Here is a 16,162-nt window from a genome sequence, read left to right as displayed (position 1 = left end):
AACCCGGTAGTTAAGCCCTTCAGCGCCGATGGTACTGCACTGGAGACGGTGTGGGAGAGTAGGACGCCGCCGGACACTTACATAGATCAGGAAAGCCCGCCAGGCTAACGCCGGCGGGCTTTCCTGCGTTTGGGGGACCATTCCTCACCCCACGCGCCGCGCGTGAGGCGGCGTCATGTCACGGTGATCCGGCCCCGTTCGCAGTACTGCAGCCACGTCCGGCGGTCGATCGGGCGTACCGACGACGGTCGTAGCCGCAGGCGCGGGGCGTCCGCGCTCGGTGGCGCCCCGCTGAAAGTCTGTGAAACCGCCTGGCCTGCTCTCCTCGCGTCGGTCATCCTGCTCGATGTATCGCCGCCGTCCGTCTCGACGCAGGAGGGGACATGAGGCCTCGTATCGCTCGACCGCTGGATCGATGGGTCCGTGCCGCGACCCGCGCGGCCCTGCCCGCCGCGGTCCTCGCCGCCTCTGTCGTCGGCGTGGGCCCTGTGACGGCCTGGGGGCAGGCCATCCCCGGCAAGGCCGCTCCCGGTGCCTCTGACTGCGGTACCAACGTGGTCGTGGACCTGACCGCGAACGGCTCCACCGTGTGCGTCCAGCGCGGTGGGGACCTGGTGGTGATGCTCTCCTCCACCGGTGGCTCATGGTCCGCGCCCCGCGTCGACGGCGTCGCACTGGGATCGGCCATGGCGATACCGACGCCGTACGGCACGGTCGGCTGGATGTTCCCCGCGGTGGCCGCCGGAACGGCGAGTGTGAGCCTGGTCCGGTCGAACTGCCCTCCGCCCGATCCCGCCACCGGAACCTGCCGGCCGCCCTTGGTCTACCGGGTGCACGCCCAGGTCCCGTGATCCCCCGGGCGTGCTCGCGTGACGGCGTCTATCGGGCCGGCGGTGCTCAGGTCTCCGGGCGGAGGGTGTCGATCGCCGTCCGCAGCTCCTCGACGCGCTGCTCCAGCGTGGCGACCGCCTTGGCGGCCTCCTCGTCCTGTGCCGCCCACCGGGTGAGCGCGCCGACCTGCTCCTCGACCGCGGCGACGCGCCGGCCGAGCTCGGCCGCGAACTCCTCCGAGGGCGCCGCCGCGAACTGCGTGCGCAGCAGCTCCGACTGCTCACGGAGCTGCTGGTTCTTCCGGTAGAGCTCGACGAAGACCGAGACCTTCGTCCGCAGCACCCAGGGGTCGAACGGCTTGGAGATGTAGTCGACCGCGCCGGCGGCGTACCCGCGGAAGGCGTAGTCGGGGTCGGCGTCCGCCGCGGTGAGGAAGATGATCGGCACTTCGCGGGTCTTGCGGCGGCGTTTGATCGCGCGGGCGATCTCGAAACCGTCCATCCCGGGCATGACGATATCGAGAAGGATCACCGCGAAGTCGTTCGTCAGCAAGGCTCGCAGAGCCTCTTCTCCCGAACGCGCGCGGATCATGTTCTGGTCGAGTGAACTGAGGATCGCCTCCAGCGCTATGAGGTTCTCCTCGCGGTCATCGACCAGAAGAATGTTCGCCTTCTCGGCCACAGTCAGCCCTCCATCACGTGCGTGGCCGGTTGAGCCACGCCCTCATGATGTCAAGAAGGTGGTCGGCGTCGACAGGCTTGGGTACGTAGTCGGACGCGCCGGACTCGATGCTCTTCTCCCGGTCGCCCTTCATCGCCTTGGCCGTCAGCGCGATGATCGGCAGGTCGGCGAACTGCGGCATCCGCCGGATGGCCTCCGTCGTGGCGTATCCGTCCAGCTCCGGCATCATCACGTCCATGAGGACCAGGTCGACGTCCTCGTTGCGGTCGAGCGTGTCGATGCCCTCCCGGCCGTTCTCGGCGTACAGGACCTCGATGCCGTACTGCTCCAGCACGCACGTCAGCGCGAAGATGTTGCGCACGTCGTCGTCGACGATGAGGATCTTGCGGCCGGACAGCACCTCGTCGTCGATCGGCGACGACTCGAACTCCTCCTCCTGCTCGGGCACCTCGAACGACGCCGGTTCGGCGGGCGGGGCCGGCAGCGGCCGCCGCCTCTCCTCCCGTACGGGCGTGGCGATGTCCGTGGCGTTCTCCAGGTAGCGGGCCGGCAGGTAGAACGTGAACGTGCTGCCCTCCCCGGGCCGGCTGGCCACGTGGATCTCGCCGCCCAGCAGCTGCGCGATGTCGCGGCTGATGGACAGCCCCAGGCCGGTCCCGCCGTACCGGCGGCTCGTCGTGCCGTCGGCCTGCTGGAACGCCTCGAAGATCGCCCGCAGGTTGTGCTCGTCGATGCCGATGCCCGTGTCGCTGACGGCGAACCCGATGACCTCGGGGGCGCGGGCGAGGACCGGGTCGATGAACTCGACCCCGTTCGCGCGCCGGATGGTCAGGCGTACCTCACCGGCGGCGGTGAACTTCACCGCGTTCGACAGGAGGTTCCGCAGCACCTGCTGGATCCGCTGCTCGTCCGTGTAGAGGTACTCGGGCAGGCCGGGCTCGGCGTACACGTCGAAGCTCAGGCCCTTGTCGACGGCCAGCGGGCGGAAGTTCGCGTCGACGAAGTCGACGAGCTCGCCGAGGGAGACCCGCTGCGGGACCAGCTCCATCTTGCCCGCCTCGACCTTCGACAGGTCGAGGATGTCGTTGATCAGGCGGAGCAGGTCGCTGCCCGACTCGTAGATCGTCTTGATCAGCTCGACCTGCTTGGGCGTCAGGTTCTTGTCCGGGTTGCCGGCCAGGAGCTTGGCCAGCACGAGCAGGCTGTTCAGCGGCGTGCGCAGCTCGTGCGACATGTTGGTCAGGAACTCGGACTTATACCGCGAGGACTGGGCGAGCTGCTCGGCGCGCTCCTCCAGCGTGCGGCGGGCCTGCTCGATCTGGAAGTTCTGCATCTCGATCGCGCGGTTCTGCTTGGCGAGCAGCGCCGCCTTCTCTTCCAGCTCGGCGTTGGAGCGCTGCAGCTCCTCCTGCTGGCGCTGCAGCTCGCTGGAACGGTCCTGCAGCTCCGCCGTGAGCCGCTGGGACTCCGCCAGCAGCGCCTCCGTACGGGAGTTCGCCGTGATCGTGTTGATCGTGACGCCGATCGTCTCCACGAACTGGTCGAAGAACGCCAGGTGCACCTCGCTGAACGGGCTGAACGAGGCCAGCTCGATCGCGCCGAGGACGCGGTTCTCGAACAGGATCGGCAGCACGATCAGGTTGAGCGGCGACGCCTGCCCCAGGCCCGTACCGACCGTGATGTAACCGGCCGGCAGGTCGTGCACGAAGATCGGCTTGTGCTCCAGGGCGGCCTGCCCGACGAGGCCGTCGCCCATGGGGAACCGCACCTGGTCGATCTTGTCCTGGCTGAGGCCGTACCCCGTCTTCAGCACGAGCTCCGGCGCGCCGTCGTCGGCCTCCTCGGCGAGGTAGAACGCGCCGTACTGGGCCGAGGACAGCGGCGTGACCTCGCTCATGATCAGCCGGGCGACCTCCATCAGGTCCCGGTGGCCCTGCATCAGGCCGGCGATCCGGGCGAGGTTGGTCTTCAGCCAGTCCTGCTGCTGGTTGGCGCGGGTGGTCTCGCGGAGGTTGGCCACCATCAGGTTGACGTTGTCCTTGAGCTCGGCCACCTCGCCGCGGGCCTCGACCGAGACGGACCCCGTGAGGTCGCCGCGGGCGACCGCGCTCGCCACGGACGCGATCGCGCGGACCTGCGTCGTCAGGTTGCTGGCCAGTTCGTTCACGCTCTCGGTGAGGCGCTTCCACGTGCCCGAGACGCCCTCGACCTCGGCCTGGCCGCCGAGCCGCCCCTCGCTGCCGACCTCGCGGGCGACGCGGGTGACCTCGCCGGCGAACGCCGAGAGCTGGTCGACCATCGTGTTGATCGTCGTCTTCAGCTCCAAGATCTCGCCCTGCGCGTCGACGTCGATCTTCTTGGTCAGGTCGCCGTTCGCGACCGCCGTGGTGACCTGGGCGATGTTGCGGACCTGGCTGGTGAGGTTGTCCGCCATGGAGTTGACGTTGTCGGTGAGGTCCTTCCAGACGCCGCTGACGCCGCCGACCTTGGCGCGCCCGCCGAGGCGTCCCTCCGTACCGACCTCGCGGGCGACCCGGGTGACCTCGTCGGCGAACGAGGACAGCTGGTCGACCATCGTGTTGAGGGTGTCCTTGAGCTGGAGGATCTCGCCCTGCGCGTCGACCGTGATCTTCTTGGTGAGGTCGCCGCCGGCGACGGAGGTCGCGACCTGCGCGATGTTGCGGACCTGGCTGGTCAGGTTGCCGGCCATGGAGTTGACGTTGTCGGTGAGGTCCTTCCAGACGCCGCTGACGCCGCTGACGCGGGCCTGGCCGCCCAGTCGGCCCTCGGTGCCGACCTCGCGGGCCACGCGCGTGACCTCGTTGGCGAAGGCCGACAGCTGGTCGACCATCGTGTTGAGGGTGTCCTTGAGCTGGAGGATCTCGCCCTGCGCGTCGACCGTGATCTTCTTGGACAGGTCGCCGTTCGCCACCGACGTGGCGACCTGGGCGATGTTGCGGACCTGGGCGGTGAGGTTCCCCGCCATGGAGTTGACGTTGTCGGTGAGGTCCTTCCAGACGCCGCTGACGCCGCTGACGCGGGCCTGGCCGCCCAGTCGGCCCTCGGTGCCGACCTCGCGGGCCACACGGGTCACCTCGTCGGCGAACGACGAGAGCTGGTCGACCATCGTGTTGACGGTCTCCTTCAGCTCCAGCAGCTCGCCGGTCGCCTCGACCGTCACCTTCCGGGTCAGGTCGCCCCGCGCCACCGCCGTCGTCACGAGGGCGATGTCGCGCACCTGCCCGGTCAGCCGGCTCGCCATCGCGTTGACCGCCCCGGTGACGTCACGCCACCGGCCGGACATCTCCCGCGGCGTCGCCTGCCCGCCGAGCCGCCCCTCCGCGCCGACCTCACGGGCCAGCTGCGTCACCTCGGCGGCGAACTCGTCGAGGTGCTCGACCATGCGGTTCACGCCGGAGCCCATCCGCAGCAGCTCGCCGCGCCAGGGCCGCGTGCCGGTGTCGAGCTCGATGCGCTGGCTCAGGTCGCCGTCGGCCACCGCGTCGACGACGCGCGCCATCGCGGTCGTGGACTGCACGAGCGTGTCGATGAGGGCGTTCGCCGAGGCGTTGCCCGTCGCCCAGGTGCCCTCGCCGCCCGCTCTCAGCCGCTCGTCGATCCGTCCTTCGTGACGGACCTCACGCTGAACCCGTACGAGCTCGCCGGTGAGATGGGCCGCGCGCTCCTGAGCCCCGTTGAAGGCTCCGGCGATCTCGCCCAGGATGCCGTCACCCGAGGGGTCGAGCCGCACGTCGAAGTCGCCGTCGCGCAGCGCGCACAGGGCATCGAGCACCGACCGCAGATCGGTCTCGCTGTACCTGGCGCGGGTCGGCGCATGGGACGTGCTTCGAGGCATTGATTTCCTCCTAGCCTTCCACGCGGCGTGGCCGGGGGTCTGTACAGTCCACCCCGTACATCTGCCACGATGGCAGCGTCCTGCATCCCCGAGACGAATCCAAGTGGCCGTGGAGAACAACCAAAAGACGTACACGACCTTTCCGCCGGAGGTCGCTTCTGTCGCGGCCGCTCGGCGCTTCGTGGGGGAGACACTTCGGGGCTGGGGCGTCGATGACGTGGACGACGCCATGCTACTAACGAGTGAGCTGGTTACGAACGCCATCGTCCACGCCGGCACCGAGGTCGAGGTGGTCTGCGAGATCATCGGCGGCCAGGTCAGGGTCGAGGTGCACGACCGGCACCAGGCCCGGCGGGTGCCCGTGCCGGGCGATCAGGTCAGCGGCCGCGGCCTGCTCTTCCCCGAGACGCTCGCGACGTCCTGGGGCGTGACGTACGGCCCTGTCGGCAAGCACGTCTGGTTCACCGTGCCCGGCACCGGTCTGGCGGACGAGCCGTCGCCGCCCATGCCTCCCGAGGAGCTCGTCACCGCGCCGCAGTCCGCCCGTCCCGCCGTCGATCAGTCCGCGCGTCCCACCGTCGACCAGCTCGCCCAGCGCACCGCGCAGGCCGCGCAGGACGCCATGGCCGCCGACTGCGTGTACGTCCTGCTCGCCGACGACGACGCCGAGCTCAGCCTCCGCGCCACGGCCGGCGTACGCCCCGAGGCCGCGGCCCTGGAGATGGGCCTGGAGGGCGCGCCGGTCACCGGCCGGGGCGTGTACGCCGACCTGGGCGGCAGCCCGTACAACCTCCCGGCGCTGCAGGCCGCCGGGATCCGCTCGCTCGTCACCGCGCCGTTCACGGTCGACGGACGGGCGATCGGGCTGCTCATCGCGGCCTCCCGCGACCCCGGGCACTTCACCGAGGACGACGTCGAACGCCTCCAGCGGGTCGCCGACCGCCAGGCGCCCTCGCTGGAGCGCGCCCGGCTCATGGAGCTCGAACGTGTCCGCCGGGGCTGGCTGGGCTTCCTCGCCGAGGCGAGCAGCATGCTCGCCGGCACGCTCGACCAGCAGATGACGATGGCGCTGGTCGCCCAGCTCATCGTCCCCCGCCTCGCCACCTGGTGCGCGGTGTTCACCGTCCGCGACACCGGCCTGGCGATGCCCGCGTACGCCTGGCACGCCGACGAGACGATGGTCGCGGACCTGCGCCGGCTGCTCGACCTGCTGCCGCCCGCGCCCCCGCCCGCCGAGCCCGGACCCTGGGAGGGGTTCACGCCGGCGCCGTCCGGCGACCTCCCCCCGACCGCGCACCGGGTGACCGGCGACGTCACCCACGTCTTCCCGCTGGTCGCCCGGGGCCGCAGCATCGGCACGCTCGTCGTCGGCGGTCCGAGGGGCGCGCGGTTCACCCGCGACGCGCTGGAGCTCACCGAGGACCTCGCGGGCCGGGCCGCCCTCGCCATCGACAACGCCCGCCTGTACGAGGAGCAGGCGGCCATGAGCCGCACGCTCCAGCGCAGTCTCCTGCCGCCCGACATCCCCGAGATCCCCGGCCTGGACGTCGCGGTCGTGTACGAGCCGGCCGGCGAGCACAGCGAGGTCGGCGGTGACTTCTACGACGTCTTCAACGTCGGCACGCGCTGGCGGTTCGCCATCGGCGACGTGTGCGGCACCGGCCCCGAGGCCGCCGCGGTCACCGGCCTCGCCCGTCAGGGCCTGCGGATCCTCGGCCGGGAGGGCCACTCGATCCCGGAGGTCCTCGAACGCCTCAACGCGCTGATCCTGGAGGAGGGCACCCGCGCCCCGTTCCTCACCCTGCTGCACGGCGAGCTCGAGCCGCTCGGCGACGGACGGTTCCGCGTGACGTACGCCACGGCCGGCCACCCGCCCCCGCTGTTCCTGAGCCCGGGCGGCCTCGTGAAGGGCGAGGACCACTCCGACCTGATGCTCGGCGCCTTCCCCGAGGCGACGTTCGAGGTGAAGACCACGATCCTCAAGCCCGGGCACCTGCTGCTCGGCTTCACCGACGGCGTGACGGAGCGGCGCCACGGCGACAGGTTGCTGGGCGACGACGGCGGCCTCGAACGCATCCTCGCCGGCTGCGTCGACCTGAACGCCGGCGCGGTCGCCGCCAAGGTCATGCGCGCCGTCCGCGGCTTCTCCACCGAGCCCTCCCACGACGACACCGCCCTGATCGTCCTCCGCGTCGAGGAGTGACCGGCCCGCGTCGTACGGGCGGGGTCAGCCCTGGGCCAGACCCCGTCTGATCGCGATCTCGACGGGGGAGTGGGCGCCGTCGGCGCGCTCCGGTTCGATCGGGACGGCCGGGTAGAGGGGCGGCTGGGCCATGAACCGGGGCCGTTCGCCGTGGTGCGGCTGGGCCGCGTGGACGAGGAACGGGTGACACAGGTAGACGTCGCCGGGGCGCCCCGTCGCGTACGCGAGGGGCCGGTGCGCGGACGCCGCCTCGATCTCGGCCGCGACCGCGAACATCGACACGCCCTCCTCGCCGTACGGCTCCAGGACCGGCGGAACGTCCAGGTGCGACCCGACCCGGACGCGCGTCGGCGCGTCACCCTCGCCCACCTCGCTGAAGAGGAACAGCATCAGCAGCGCGCGGTCCTTCGACCGTACGTTCACGTGATCCCAGGTGACGCCGTCCACCGAGTAGCTCGACTCGATGTGCCACCCGGCGTCGTCCGGCTCGTCCCGGTGCGGGAAGCGCAGCGGGAACGTCCCCAGCGACCGGCGCGGCACCCAGCGCCCCGGCCCGACGAGCCGGTCGAACGCCTCCCGCAGGACGGGGGTGTTCGCCGCCTCGGCGAACGGCGCGGCGGCCATGTCCCCGATCCGGTACACGGGCTCGGCCCAGGTCGCCGGGTCCTCCGGGTCATAGCCGGTCTCCGCCCACAGCAACTCCGCACACGCCCGCGCCGTACGATCCGGGACCGCCCCCTCGATCTTCACGAACCCGTCCCGGAGAAACGCCTCAACGATCGCATCCGTCACGAGCCGCCATTGTGGGGATGAGGGCGGCGAGCCGCGACTGGTTTTCGTGAGTCGTCGGCCGGTGATCACGCGTCGGCGGGAACACCGCCCGGTCGTCGCTATCGTCGAAGGGTGGCCGATGGGACGGACGTGTTCTTCGCGGAGTGGGATCGGCGCGGTCCCGGCGCGAAGCGGAGCCTCGAGCGTGCCGGCCTTCTCCTGCGCGCGCTGAACGCCGGCACGGCCGGGACGCCGCTGCTGACCGTGGTCGGTTCGAAGGGCAAGGGCACGGCCGCCACCTACGCCTCCGCCGTCCTCGCCGCGGCGGGATGCCGCGTCGTCACCGTCACCAGCCCGGCCCTGCGCAGGGAGCGGGAACGCATCCGCGTGAACGGGGCCGCCATCTCCGGCGCGGACCTCGCCCGGCTCGGTGAGCGGATCCGCGACGCGATCCGGCGCCTGCCCGACAGGCCCAGCGACGGCTACCTGTCCCCGAGCGGCCTGTTCACGATCGCGGGGGTGATGCACGCGCGAGCCGTCGGCGCGGACGCGATCGTCCTCGAGGCGGGGATGGGCGGCGTCTCCGACGAGGTCAGCCTGTTCGCCCCGGACGTCGTCGCCGTCACCGAGGTCTTCGCCGAGCACATCGGGGTCCTCGGCGACTCTCCCGCCGAGATCGCCGCGAACAAGGCGGGCGTCGCGGCCGGCACCACCTCCGCCGTCCTCTCCCTCCCCCAGGATCCTTCCGTGACCGAGGCGATCGCGGCGACCGTCGCCGACCGCACCGGCGGCCGGGTGAAGCCCGAGGTGGTCGGCGCGACCGAGCTCCCGGAGACCGTCCTGCCGGTGGCCCACGGGCGGCGGAACGCCGAGGTGGGCTGCGTGGCCGCCGGGCGCCTGCTCGACGCGGCCGGACGCTCGCAGGCGTCCTCCGACCGGCTGCGCCGAGTGCTGTCCTCGGTGCGGCTTCCCGGCCGCCTGTCGTGGCATCGGCTCGCCGGAACGACGATCCTGGTCGACTCGGCGATCGACCGGTCCGGCGCGGCGACGGCACTGGCCGAGGCGTACCGGCGCTGGGACGGCGTCGACCACGTCCTCCTCGGGCTGCCGGACCACAAGGACGTCGCGGGGGTCGTCGCCGAGCTGGCGGGCCTGCCCGTGACGTACGTCCGGATGCCCGGTCACCCGCATCTGGGATTCACCCATCCGATCCCCGGCCACTGGGCGGTCATCGACGACGCGGACCTGACACGACGACGACTCGCCTCTCTCGGGCAGCGGATCATGGGGCTCGGCACCGTCTACTTCACCGCCCGCCTCCTGGACCTCCTCGACGCCGACACCGAGCGCCTCTTCGAGCCCTGATCGCCGGCGTCCACCGCCGTTGCACGACCGTCTGTCCGGATGCACCATCCACCGCATGAGGGCGAAGACTTCGGCCGGCGGTGGTGGGCTGCTTCACCATCGCGACTTCCGGCACTTGTGGTCGGCGGACATCGTCAGCCAACTGGGCACGCGTATCAGCTACCTGGCCGTGCCGCTGCTGGCGGTATCGACGCTGCGAGCCTCATCGTTCGAAGTCTCGCTGCTGCGGACCTTCCAGACGGCCGCCTACCTGCTGATCGGGCTCCAGGTCGGCGCCTGGTGCGACCGGATGCGTTGCCGCCCGGTGCTCATCACCGCCGACCTGGTGCGCGCGCTGGCTCTCGGGTCGGTGCCGGCGGCCGCGGCGTTGCACGTGCTGACCATCGGGCAGCTGTACGCCGTGGTGTTCACGGTCGGCGTGCTGACCGTCTTCTTCGACGTGGCCCACCAGACCTACCTGCCGCGGCTGATCGGCCGCGAGCACCTCGTCGAAGGCAACGCCCGGATCCAGGGCAACGCGTCCGTCGCGGCCGTGGCCGCCCCGACGCTCGCCGGCTACCTCGTGCAGTGGTTCACCGCGCCGGTGGCCGTCCTCGCCGACGCGGTGAGCTATCTGTGGTCGGCGGCATGGCTGCGCTCGATCGACGCCCGCGAGGACACCCCGCACCGAGGAGAGCGCCAGAAGCTGCGGCAGGAGATCGCCGAGGGCCTCCGCCTGGTCGCCGCGCATCCCGTCCTTCGTGCCATCGCCGGTAACGGCGCGAGTCAGTCGTTAGCGCAGTCCGCGCACACCGCGATCATCGTCGTCTTCCTCGTCCGTGAGGTCCGTCTCTCCGCCGGCGCGATCGGCCTGCTCAACAGTGTCGGGCTCGCCGGAGCCATCGGCGCGGCGCTCGGCACGCGCCGCCTCGCCGGGCTGATCGGCCGGGCCCGGCTGATGCGGCTGGCCGTGCTGGTCAACGGTGCGGCGTTCCTGCTGTTTCCGCTGACAGGGCCTGGGTGGCGCCTGGCCTGTTACGCGGTGGCCGACCTCGTCACCAGTTTCTGCCTCATCGCGTTGAACATCGTCCAGGTCGGTTTCCAGCAGACGGTGTGCCCCGAACGACTGCTCGGCCGCGTCAACGCCACCATGAAGTTCCTCATCTGGGGCGGGATGCCGCTCGGCAGCGTCCTCGGCGGCCTCCTCGCCACGGCCGCCGGACTGCGCGCGACACTCTGGATCGCGGCGGCGGGCGTCCTGCTCGCCGCGCTGTGGCTCCTGCTCTCACCCCTGCGCACCATGCGCGACCTGCCGCCGCCCGACGCGTACGACATCGGCTCGGGATCATGCGGGTCTGACGTGGGGGCGGCGCGTTAGTAGGCTGCTGGGGTGAGTGCGACCAGGTATGAGGAGGCCGTCAAGGGCATCAGGGCCCGGGGGGTCGAATGGGACATCGATCCCACGTTGGACCGGATGCGTGATCTGGCGGACGTTCTCGGGTCGCCGCAGCGGGCGTACCCCGTCATCCACATCACCGGGACGAACGGCAAGTCCAGCACGGCCCGGATGATCGAGGCTCTGTTGCGGGAGCGGGGGCTGCGGGTCGGCCTGTACACCAGCCCCGAGCTGCATTCGATGCGCGAGCGGATCGCGATCGACGGGGCGCCGGTGAGCGAGGAGCGGTTCGCCGAGCTGTACGAGGACGTCCTGCCGTTCATCGAGATGACGGACGCCAAGCACGACGTGAAGGTGTCGTTCTTCGAGACGCTGACCGCGATGGCGTTCGCCGCGTTCGCCGACGCGCCCGTCGACGTCGCCGTCGTCGAGGTCGGCATGGGCGGCACGTGGGACGCGACCAACATCGCCGACGGCGCGGTGGCGGTGGTCACGCCGATCGGCCTCGACCACACCCGCTGGCTCGGGTCCACGGTGGAGGAGATCGCGGCGGAGAAGGCCGGGATCATCAAGCCCGACGCGATCGCCGTGCTCGCCCAGCAGCCGGTCGAGGCGGCGCAGGTGCTGGTGCGGCGCGCGACCGAGGTCGGGGCGACCGTCGCGCGGGAGGGCCTGGAGTTCGGCGTCCTGGGCCGGGAGCTCGCCGTGGGCGGCCAGCTCGTCCGGCTGCAGGGGCTGCACGGCGTGTACGACGAGGTGTTCCTGCCGTTCTTCGGGGCGCACCAGGCGGGCAACGCGGCGTGCGCGCTGGCCGCGGTGGAGGCGTTCGCGCGCGGCCGGGCGACCGGCGAGTCGGAGACCGACAGCGACCAGCTCGACCTCGAGCTCGTGCGCCAGGCGTTCGTGAACGCGAGCTCGCCGGGGCGGCTGGAGGTCGTACGGACGGGGCCGACCGTGCTGGTCGACGCCGCGCACAACCCGGCCGGCATGGCGGCCAGCGTGGAGGCGCTGACGGAGGAGTTCGGCTTCACCCGGCTGATCGGTGTGGTGGCGGCGATGGCCGACAAGGACGTGACCGGTCTGCTGGAGGAGCTGGAGCCGGTGCTGGAGGAGGTCATCGTCACGCGCAACTCCTCTGCCCGGTCGATGCCCGCCCGCGAGCTGGCGGACCTGGCGGAGGAGGTCTTCGGCGAGGATCGCGTGCACCTGGTGCCCCGGCTGGACGACGCGATCGATCAGGCGATCGCGCTGGCCGACGAGTCCGGGGAGTTCGCGGGCGCCGGGGTGCTGATCACGGGGTCCGTCACGACGGCCGGTGACGCGCGGGTGCTGCTGAGGGCGGGCGCGTGAGCGGCCGTACGGATGCTGCCGAAGGCGGGGGCGCGTGACCCGCCGTACGGGTGCCGCGCGGACCAGCGGGAAGGGGGAGCGGCGGTGAGGAGGCTGTGCGCCGTCATGCTCACGCTGCAGGCGGTGGTGACCCTGCTGGCGATCCCCGTGGCGATCTCGGTGGCGCACGCGGACGCGGCCACGGCCGGGATCGTGGGCGGTGTGCTGGCCTTCGCCGGGCTGGTGATCGCCGGGCTGCTGCGGTACCGCTGGGCCTACGTCGCGGGCAGTGTGCTGCAGATTCTGGTCATCGCGACGGGTTTCGTGGTTCCGGTGATGTTCTTCCTCGGTGTCATTTTCGGCATTCTCTGGGTGGCGTCGATTTGGGTCGGTCACCGGGTGGAGAGCGCGCAACCACGCTAAAGTCACGGGCGGCCTTTCCGATGGCCCCGTTCCGCCAATTGCGTCAAATGCCGGAAATTGGACATTTGACGTAAATTCAGCGGGCGGGGCCGATGGTCTCCTGAGGGGATTCCCGGATGTCCACGCCCCCCGGAAAACGCGACGCCGCCGGATTCGCCGTGCTGCTGGTCGTCATCGCCACGGCGGTTCCCGCCGCCGTCGTCGTGCTTCCCGACACGGCGCCGTACGTCATGCCGCAGGCGGTCCGCGACCTCGCGCTGTCCGACGGCGAGGCCGCCGGGCTCGTCCGCGCCTGCGGCCTGGCGCTGCCCGCCCTGCTCCTCACGGCCCCGCTCGCGGCCGCGCTGGTCCGCCACGCGCCCGCCCGGCTCGTGCTGTTCGCGGGGCTCGCCGTCCTGCTCGTCGCACAGGCGCTCTCGGTGCGCGTCACCTCGGTTCCGGTGGTCGCCGCCGTACGCGTCGCCGAGGGCGCCGGCGGCGGGGCCGTCCTGCCCGCGACGCTGGCGCTGGCCCGGGAGCGACGGCAGCGCCGTGCGGCGTCCTCCGTCTGGGCCGGCGTCCTCGTCGCGGCGCTCCTGCTCGCCACGCCCCTGGCGCTGGCCGCGACGGGCGGCCCGGACTCCGGCGCGATGGAGTGGCGAGCGATCCTGCGTCCGTACTGGTGGCTGAGCGGGATCGCGCTGGTCGGCACGGCCCTGCTCGGCCTGCTGCGGGTGCGGCCGGCCGGCCGCACCGTCCCGGCGGCCGTCTCCCGCGCGGAGCGTGTGCAACTGCTGCTGCCGGTCGTCCCCGCGGGCGGGTTCGCATTCCTCGCGGTGGTCACGACGTACGACTGGTCGCCCGGCGCGCAGTTGCTGCTGGCGGCGTGCGGGATCGCCGGGCTGCTGGGGCTGGCCGTGGTCGGCACCCGCGACGCGGCCGCCGGCAGCCCGCTCGGGTACGCCGTCGTCATGCTGGCCGCGGGCCTGCTGACCATGCCGGTGACCGGGCCGCTGGCCGGGCTGGCCGGCGGCCGGGCCGTGCCCCTGGCGGCGTTCCTGGTGGGCGCGGCGGGTGCGGTGGCCGCCGCCCTCCTGGCGGGCTCGTTCGGCCGCGGGACGGGGCGCGGCGCGGTGCTGTGCGGGTACGGCCTGGGCGTCGTCGCCATCGTCCTGCTGCTGGCGACGGGGGCGGCGGCGAGCCTGTGGACGCTGCTGGCCGCGCTGTGCGTCCTCGGCGCGGGTACGGGACTGGCGGTCGGGGCCGCGCTCCGCCGCACGGAGGCGGGCCCGGCCCTGTTCGGCCTGTCGCTGTGCTTCCCTGCGGTCCTCGGCGGCCACCTCGTCGTCGGCCCGCTGCAGATCGCGAGGGTCGGCGCGGTAACCCGGGCGGGCGGCGGCACGATGGCGGCGCTGTACGCCCTGACCGCGGCGTACCGGCTGTGGCTCGTCGCCGCGGGGCTCATCGCGGTACTCTTCGCCGCCGTGACCGCGTGGGTGAGCCGGAGCCGGACGCGAGGCTCGCCACCCGGCCCCGCGGACTCGGACGGAGCCGTGCTGCCCGCCGGGTAAGATCGCACCGATACGCGGCAGCCCGGCCGTGGCGACCTGCGCGGATACGGTCAGGGCCCCCGGTCGGCCGGTGACCTTCCGCCGCGGCGGGCGGGTCGGTGGCCCGCACCGGTGATCGCAACCTGTGAACCAAGGAGAATCTTCCGTGTCCGAACGCACTCTTGTCCTCGTCAAGCCCGACGGCGTGCGCCGCGGCCTCGTCGGGGACGTCATCGCGCGCATCGAGCGCAAGGGCCTCAAGCTCGCCGCCCTGGAGCTCCGTACGCTGGAGCGCGAGGTCGCCGAGACGCACTACGAGGAGCACCGGGAGAAGCCGTTCTTCGGCTCGCTGGTCGAGTTCATCACGGGCGGTCCGCTCGTCGCGATGGTGGTCGAGGGACCGCGCGCGATCGAGGCGTTCCGCGCCCTGGCCGGCGCCACCGACCCGGTCGTGGCCGGCCCCGGAACCATCCGCGGCGATCACGCGTTGGAGATCCAGGAGAACGTCGTGCACGGCTCCGACTCGCCCGCGTCCGCCGAGCGCGAGATCAAGTTGTTCTTCCCCGACCTTTTCTGAACATTGGTCGCATAACCGCGCGGGCCGGGTACCTACGGCCCGCGCGTTTGTTTTCCCAGGCCCGGCACGTGAGACGGCCCTGACCCGGACCACGACGCGCGGGATCGGGTCTGCGTCAACCAGGATCTCTCGCGTTACCATGAGAATGCGTTCCGCACGCCCGCCAATCCGGAAGGGCTCCCTTTCTTCATGGGTAACAAGCTGTCGTTCCTGGGCCGTGACATGGCAGTCGATCTGGGTACGGCGAACACCTTGGTCTATGTGCGCGGTCGGGGCATCGTTCTGAACGAGCCGTCGGTCGTGGCCATCAACACGAACACGGGCAAGATCGTGGCGGTGGGCATCGAGGCCAAGCGGATGATCGGCCGTACGCCGGGCAACATCGTGGCGGTCCGTCCGCTCAAGGACGGTGTGATCGCCGACTTCGACGTCACCGAACGCATGCTCCGGTACTTCATCCAGAAGGTCCATAAACGCCGACATTTCGCTAAGCCGCGGATCGTCGTGGCCGTGCCCAGCGGCATCACCGGCGTCGAGCAGCGCGCCGTGAAGGAGGCGGGCTACCAGGCGGGCGCCCGGCGGGTGTACATCATCGAGGAGCCCATGGCCGCCGCGATCGGCGCCGGCCTGCCCGTCCACGAGCCCACCGGCAACATGGTCGTCGACATCGGCGGCGGCACCACCGAGGTCGCGATCATCTCCCTCGGCGGCATCGTGACGAGCCAGTCGATCCGGGTCGGCGGCGACGAGCTCGACCAGGCGATCATCTCCTACGCGAAGAAGGAGTACTCCCTGATGCTCGGGGAGCGCACCGCGGAGGAGATCAAGATGGCGATCGGCTCGGCGTATCCCTTCGACGACGAGCCGCACGCCGAGATCCGCGGCCGCGATCTCGTCAGCGGCCTGCCGAAGACGATCGTGATCTCCGCGGAGGAGATCCGGCGTGCCATCGAGGAGCCGGTCAACGCCGTCGTCGACGCCGTCAAGACGACGCTCGACAAGTGCCCGCCCGAGCTGTCCGGCGACATCATGGACCGCGGCATCGCCCTCACCGGCGGCGGCGCCCTGCTCAAGAACATCGACGAACGGCTCCGGGAAGAGACCGGCATGCCGATCCACATGGTCGACAACCCGCTCGACTCGGTCGTCCTCGGCTCAGGGAAGTGCGTCGAGGACTTCGAGGCGCTGCGCCAGGTCCTCGTGCCCGAACCACGACGTTAGG

At 71.5% G+C, this 16,162-nt stretch carries 12 protein-coding genes and 1 rRNA gene; 10 read left to right on the top strand and 3 right to left on the bottom strand.

The features are described 5' to 3' along the window. Positions 1-75 (top strand): 5S ribosomal RNA (gene rrf, locus NE234_RS46245); the annotation flags it as partial. 308 nt (positions 76-383) lie between these two features. Continuing rightward, complete coding sequence (locus NE234_RS11090) at positions 384-851, top strand: hypothetical protein (protein ID WP_252778817.1); 468 nt, start codon at positions 384-386, stop codon at positions 849-851. Between the two features lie 46 nt (positions 852-897). On the opposite strand, the gene NE234_RS11085 is transcribed toward NE234_RS11090, so the two are convergent. Beyond that, positions 898-1,512, bottom strand: coding sequence for a response regulator (locus NE234_RS11085; protein ID WP_252778816.1), 615 nt, complete (start codon positions 1,510-1,512; stop codon positions 898-900). A 13-nt stretch (positions 1,513-1,525) separates the two neighbouring features. Further along, entirely contained in the window at positions 1,526-5,368 is a 3,843-nt protein-coding gene (locus NE234_RS11080; protein ID WP_252778815.1) for a HAMP domain-containing protein, read from the bottom strand. A gap of 109 nt (positions 5,369-5,477) precedes the next feature. Between NE234_RS11080 and NE234_RS11075 the strand changes: the two genes are divergently transcribed. Beyond that, positions 5,478-7,571: a SpoIIE family protein phosphatase gene (locus NE234_RS11075; RefSeq protein WP_252778814.1), complete on the top strand. Its 2,094-nt coding sequence runs from the start codon at positions 5,478-5,480 to the stop codon at positions 7,569-7,571. 24 nt (positions 7,572-7,595) lie between these two features. On the opposite strand, the gene NE234_RS11070 is transcribed toward NE234_RS11075, so the two are convergent. Continuing rightward, positions 7,596-8,363: a phytanoyl-CoA dioxygenase family protein gene (locus NE234_RS11070; RefSeq protein WP_252778813.1), complete on the bottom strand. Its 768-nt coding sequence runs from the start codon at positions 8,361-8,363 to the stop codon at positions 7,596-7,598. 111 nt (positions 8,364-8,474) lie between these two features. Here NE234_RS11070 and NE234_RS11065 point away from each other — a divergent pair, with 111 nt between their 5' ends. The 7 genes from NE234_RS11065 (at position 8,475) to NE234_RS11035 (ending at position 16,161) form a co-directional block, all read left to right on the top strand. Then, complete coding sequence (locus NE234_RS11065) at positions 8,475-9,707, top strand: folylpolyglutamate synthase/dihydrofolate synthase family protein (protein ID WP_252778812.1); 1,233 nt, start codon at positions 8,475-8,477, stop codon at positions 9,705-9,707. Between the two features lie 55 nt (positions 9,708-9,762). After that, positions 9,763-11,064, top strand: coding sequence for an MFS transporter (locus NE234_RS11060; RefSeq protein WP_252778811.1), 1,302 nt, complete (start codon positions 9,763-9,765; stop codon positions 11,062-11,064). Positions 11,065-11,160: 96 nt separating this feature from the next. Further along, positions 11,161-12,432 (top strand): bifunctional folylpolyglutamate synthase/dihydrofolate synthase, encoded by a 1,272-nt coding sequence (locus tag NE234_RS11055; protein ID WP_252778848.1) that lies wholly within the window; start codon positions 11,161-11,163, stop codon positions 12,430-12,432. A gap of 84 nt (positions 12,433-12,516) precedes the next feature. After that, the gene (locus tag NE234_RS11050) at positions 12,517-12,834 is read left to right on the top strand and encodes a DUF4233 domain-containing protein (RefSeq protein WP_308206875.1); all 318 of its coding nucleotides are present in this window, start codon (positions 12,517-12,519) and stop codon (positions 12,832-12,834) included. Positions 12,835-12,950: 116 nt separating this feature from the next. Continuing rightward, positions 12,951-14,384 (top strand): hypothetical protein, encoded by a 1,434-nt coding sequence (locus NE234_RS11045; RefSeq protein ID WP_252778809.1) that lies wholly within the window; start codon positions 12,951-12,953, stop codon positions 14,382-14,384. A gap of 145 nt (positions 14,385-14,529) precedes the next feature. After that, positions 14,530-14,940: a nucleoside-diphosphate kinase gene (gene ndk / locus NE234_RS11040; RefSeq protein ID WP_252778808.1), complete on the top strand. Its 411-nt coding sequence runs from the start codon at positions 14,530-14,532 to the stop codon at positions 14,938-14,940. A gap of 189 nt (positions 14,941-15,129) precedes the next feature. Further along, the gene (locus NE234_RS11035) at positions 15,130-16,161 is read left to right on the top strand and encodes a rod shape-determining protein (protein ID WP_252778807.1); all 1,032 of its coding nucleotides are present in this window, start codon (positions 15,130-15,132) and stop codon (positions 16,159-16,161) included. The last annotated feature ends 1 nt before the right edge of the window (position 16,162 follow it).

It is taken from the genome of Actinoallomurus rhizosphaericola, assembly GCF_024055675.1.
Taxonomy (GTDB): Bacteria; Actinomycetota; Actinomycetes; order Streptosporangiales; family Streptosporangiaceae; genus Actinoallomurus; species Actinoallomurus soli.
Note: the sequence above shows the minus strand (reverse complement) of the source record. Positions and strands in the feature narration are given on the sequence as shown.

Coding starts and splice junctions, on each gene's coding strand:
- NE234_RS11090 (WP_252778817.1), top strand. CDS start 384: ATGAGGCCTCGTATCGCTCGACCGCTGGATCGATGGGTCCGTGCCGCG.
- NE234_RS11060 (WP_252778811.1), top strand. CDS start 9,763: ATGAGGGCGAAGACTTCGGCCGGCGGTGGTGGGCTGCTTCACCATCGC.
- NE234_RS11045 (WP_252778809.1), top strand. CDS start 12,951: ATGTCCACGCCCCCCGGAAAACGCGACGCCGCCGGATTCGCCGTGCTG.
- NE234_RS11055 (WP_252778848.1), top strand. CDS start 11,161: ATGCGTGATCTGGCGGACGTTCTCGGGTCGCCGCAGCGGGCGTACCCC.
- NE234_RS11080 (WP_252778815.1), bottom strand. CDS start 5,368: ATGCCTCGAAGCACGTCCCATGCGCCGACCCGCGCCAGGTACAGCGAG.
- NE234_RS11035 (WP_252778807.1), top strand. CDS start 15,130: ATGGGTAACAAGCTGTCGTTCCTGGGCCGTGACATGGCAGTCGATCTG.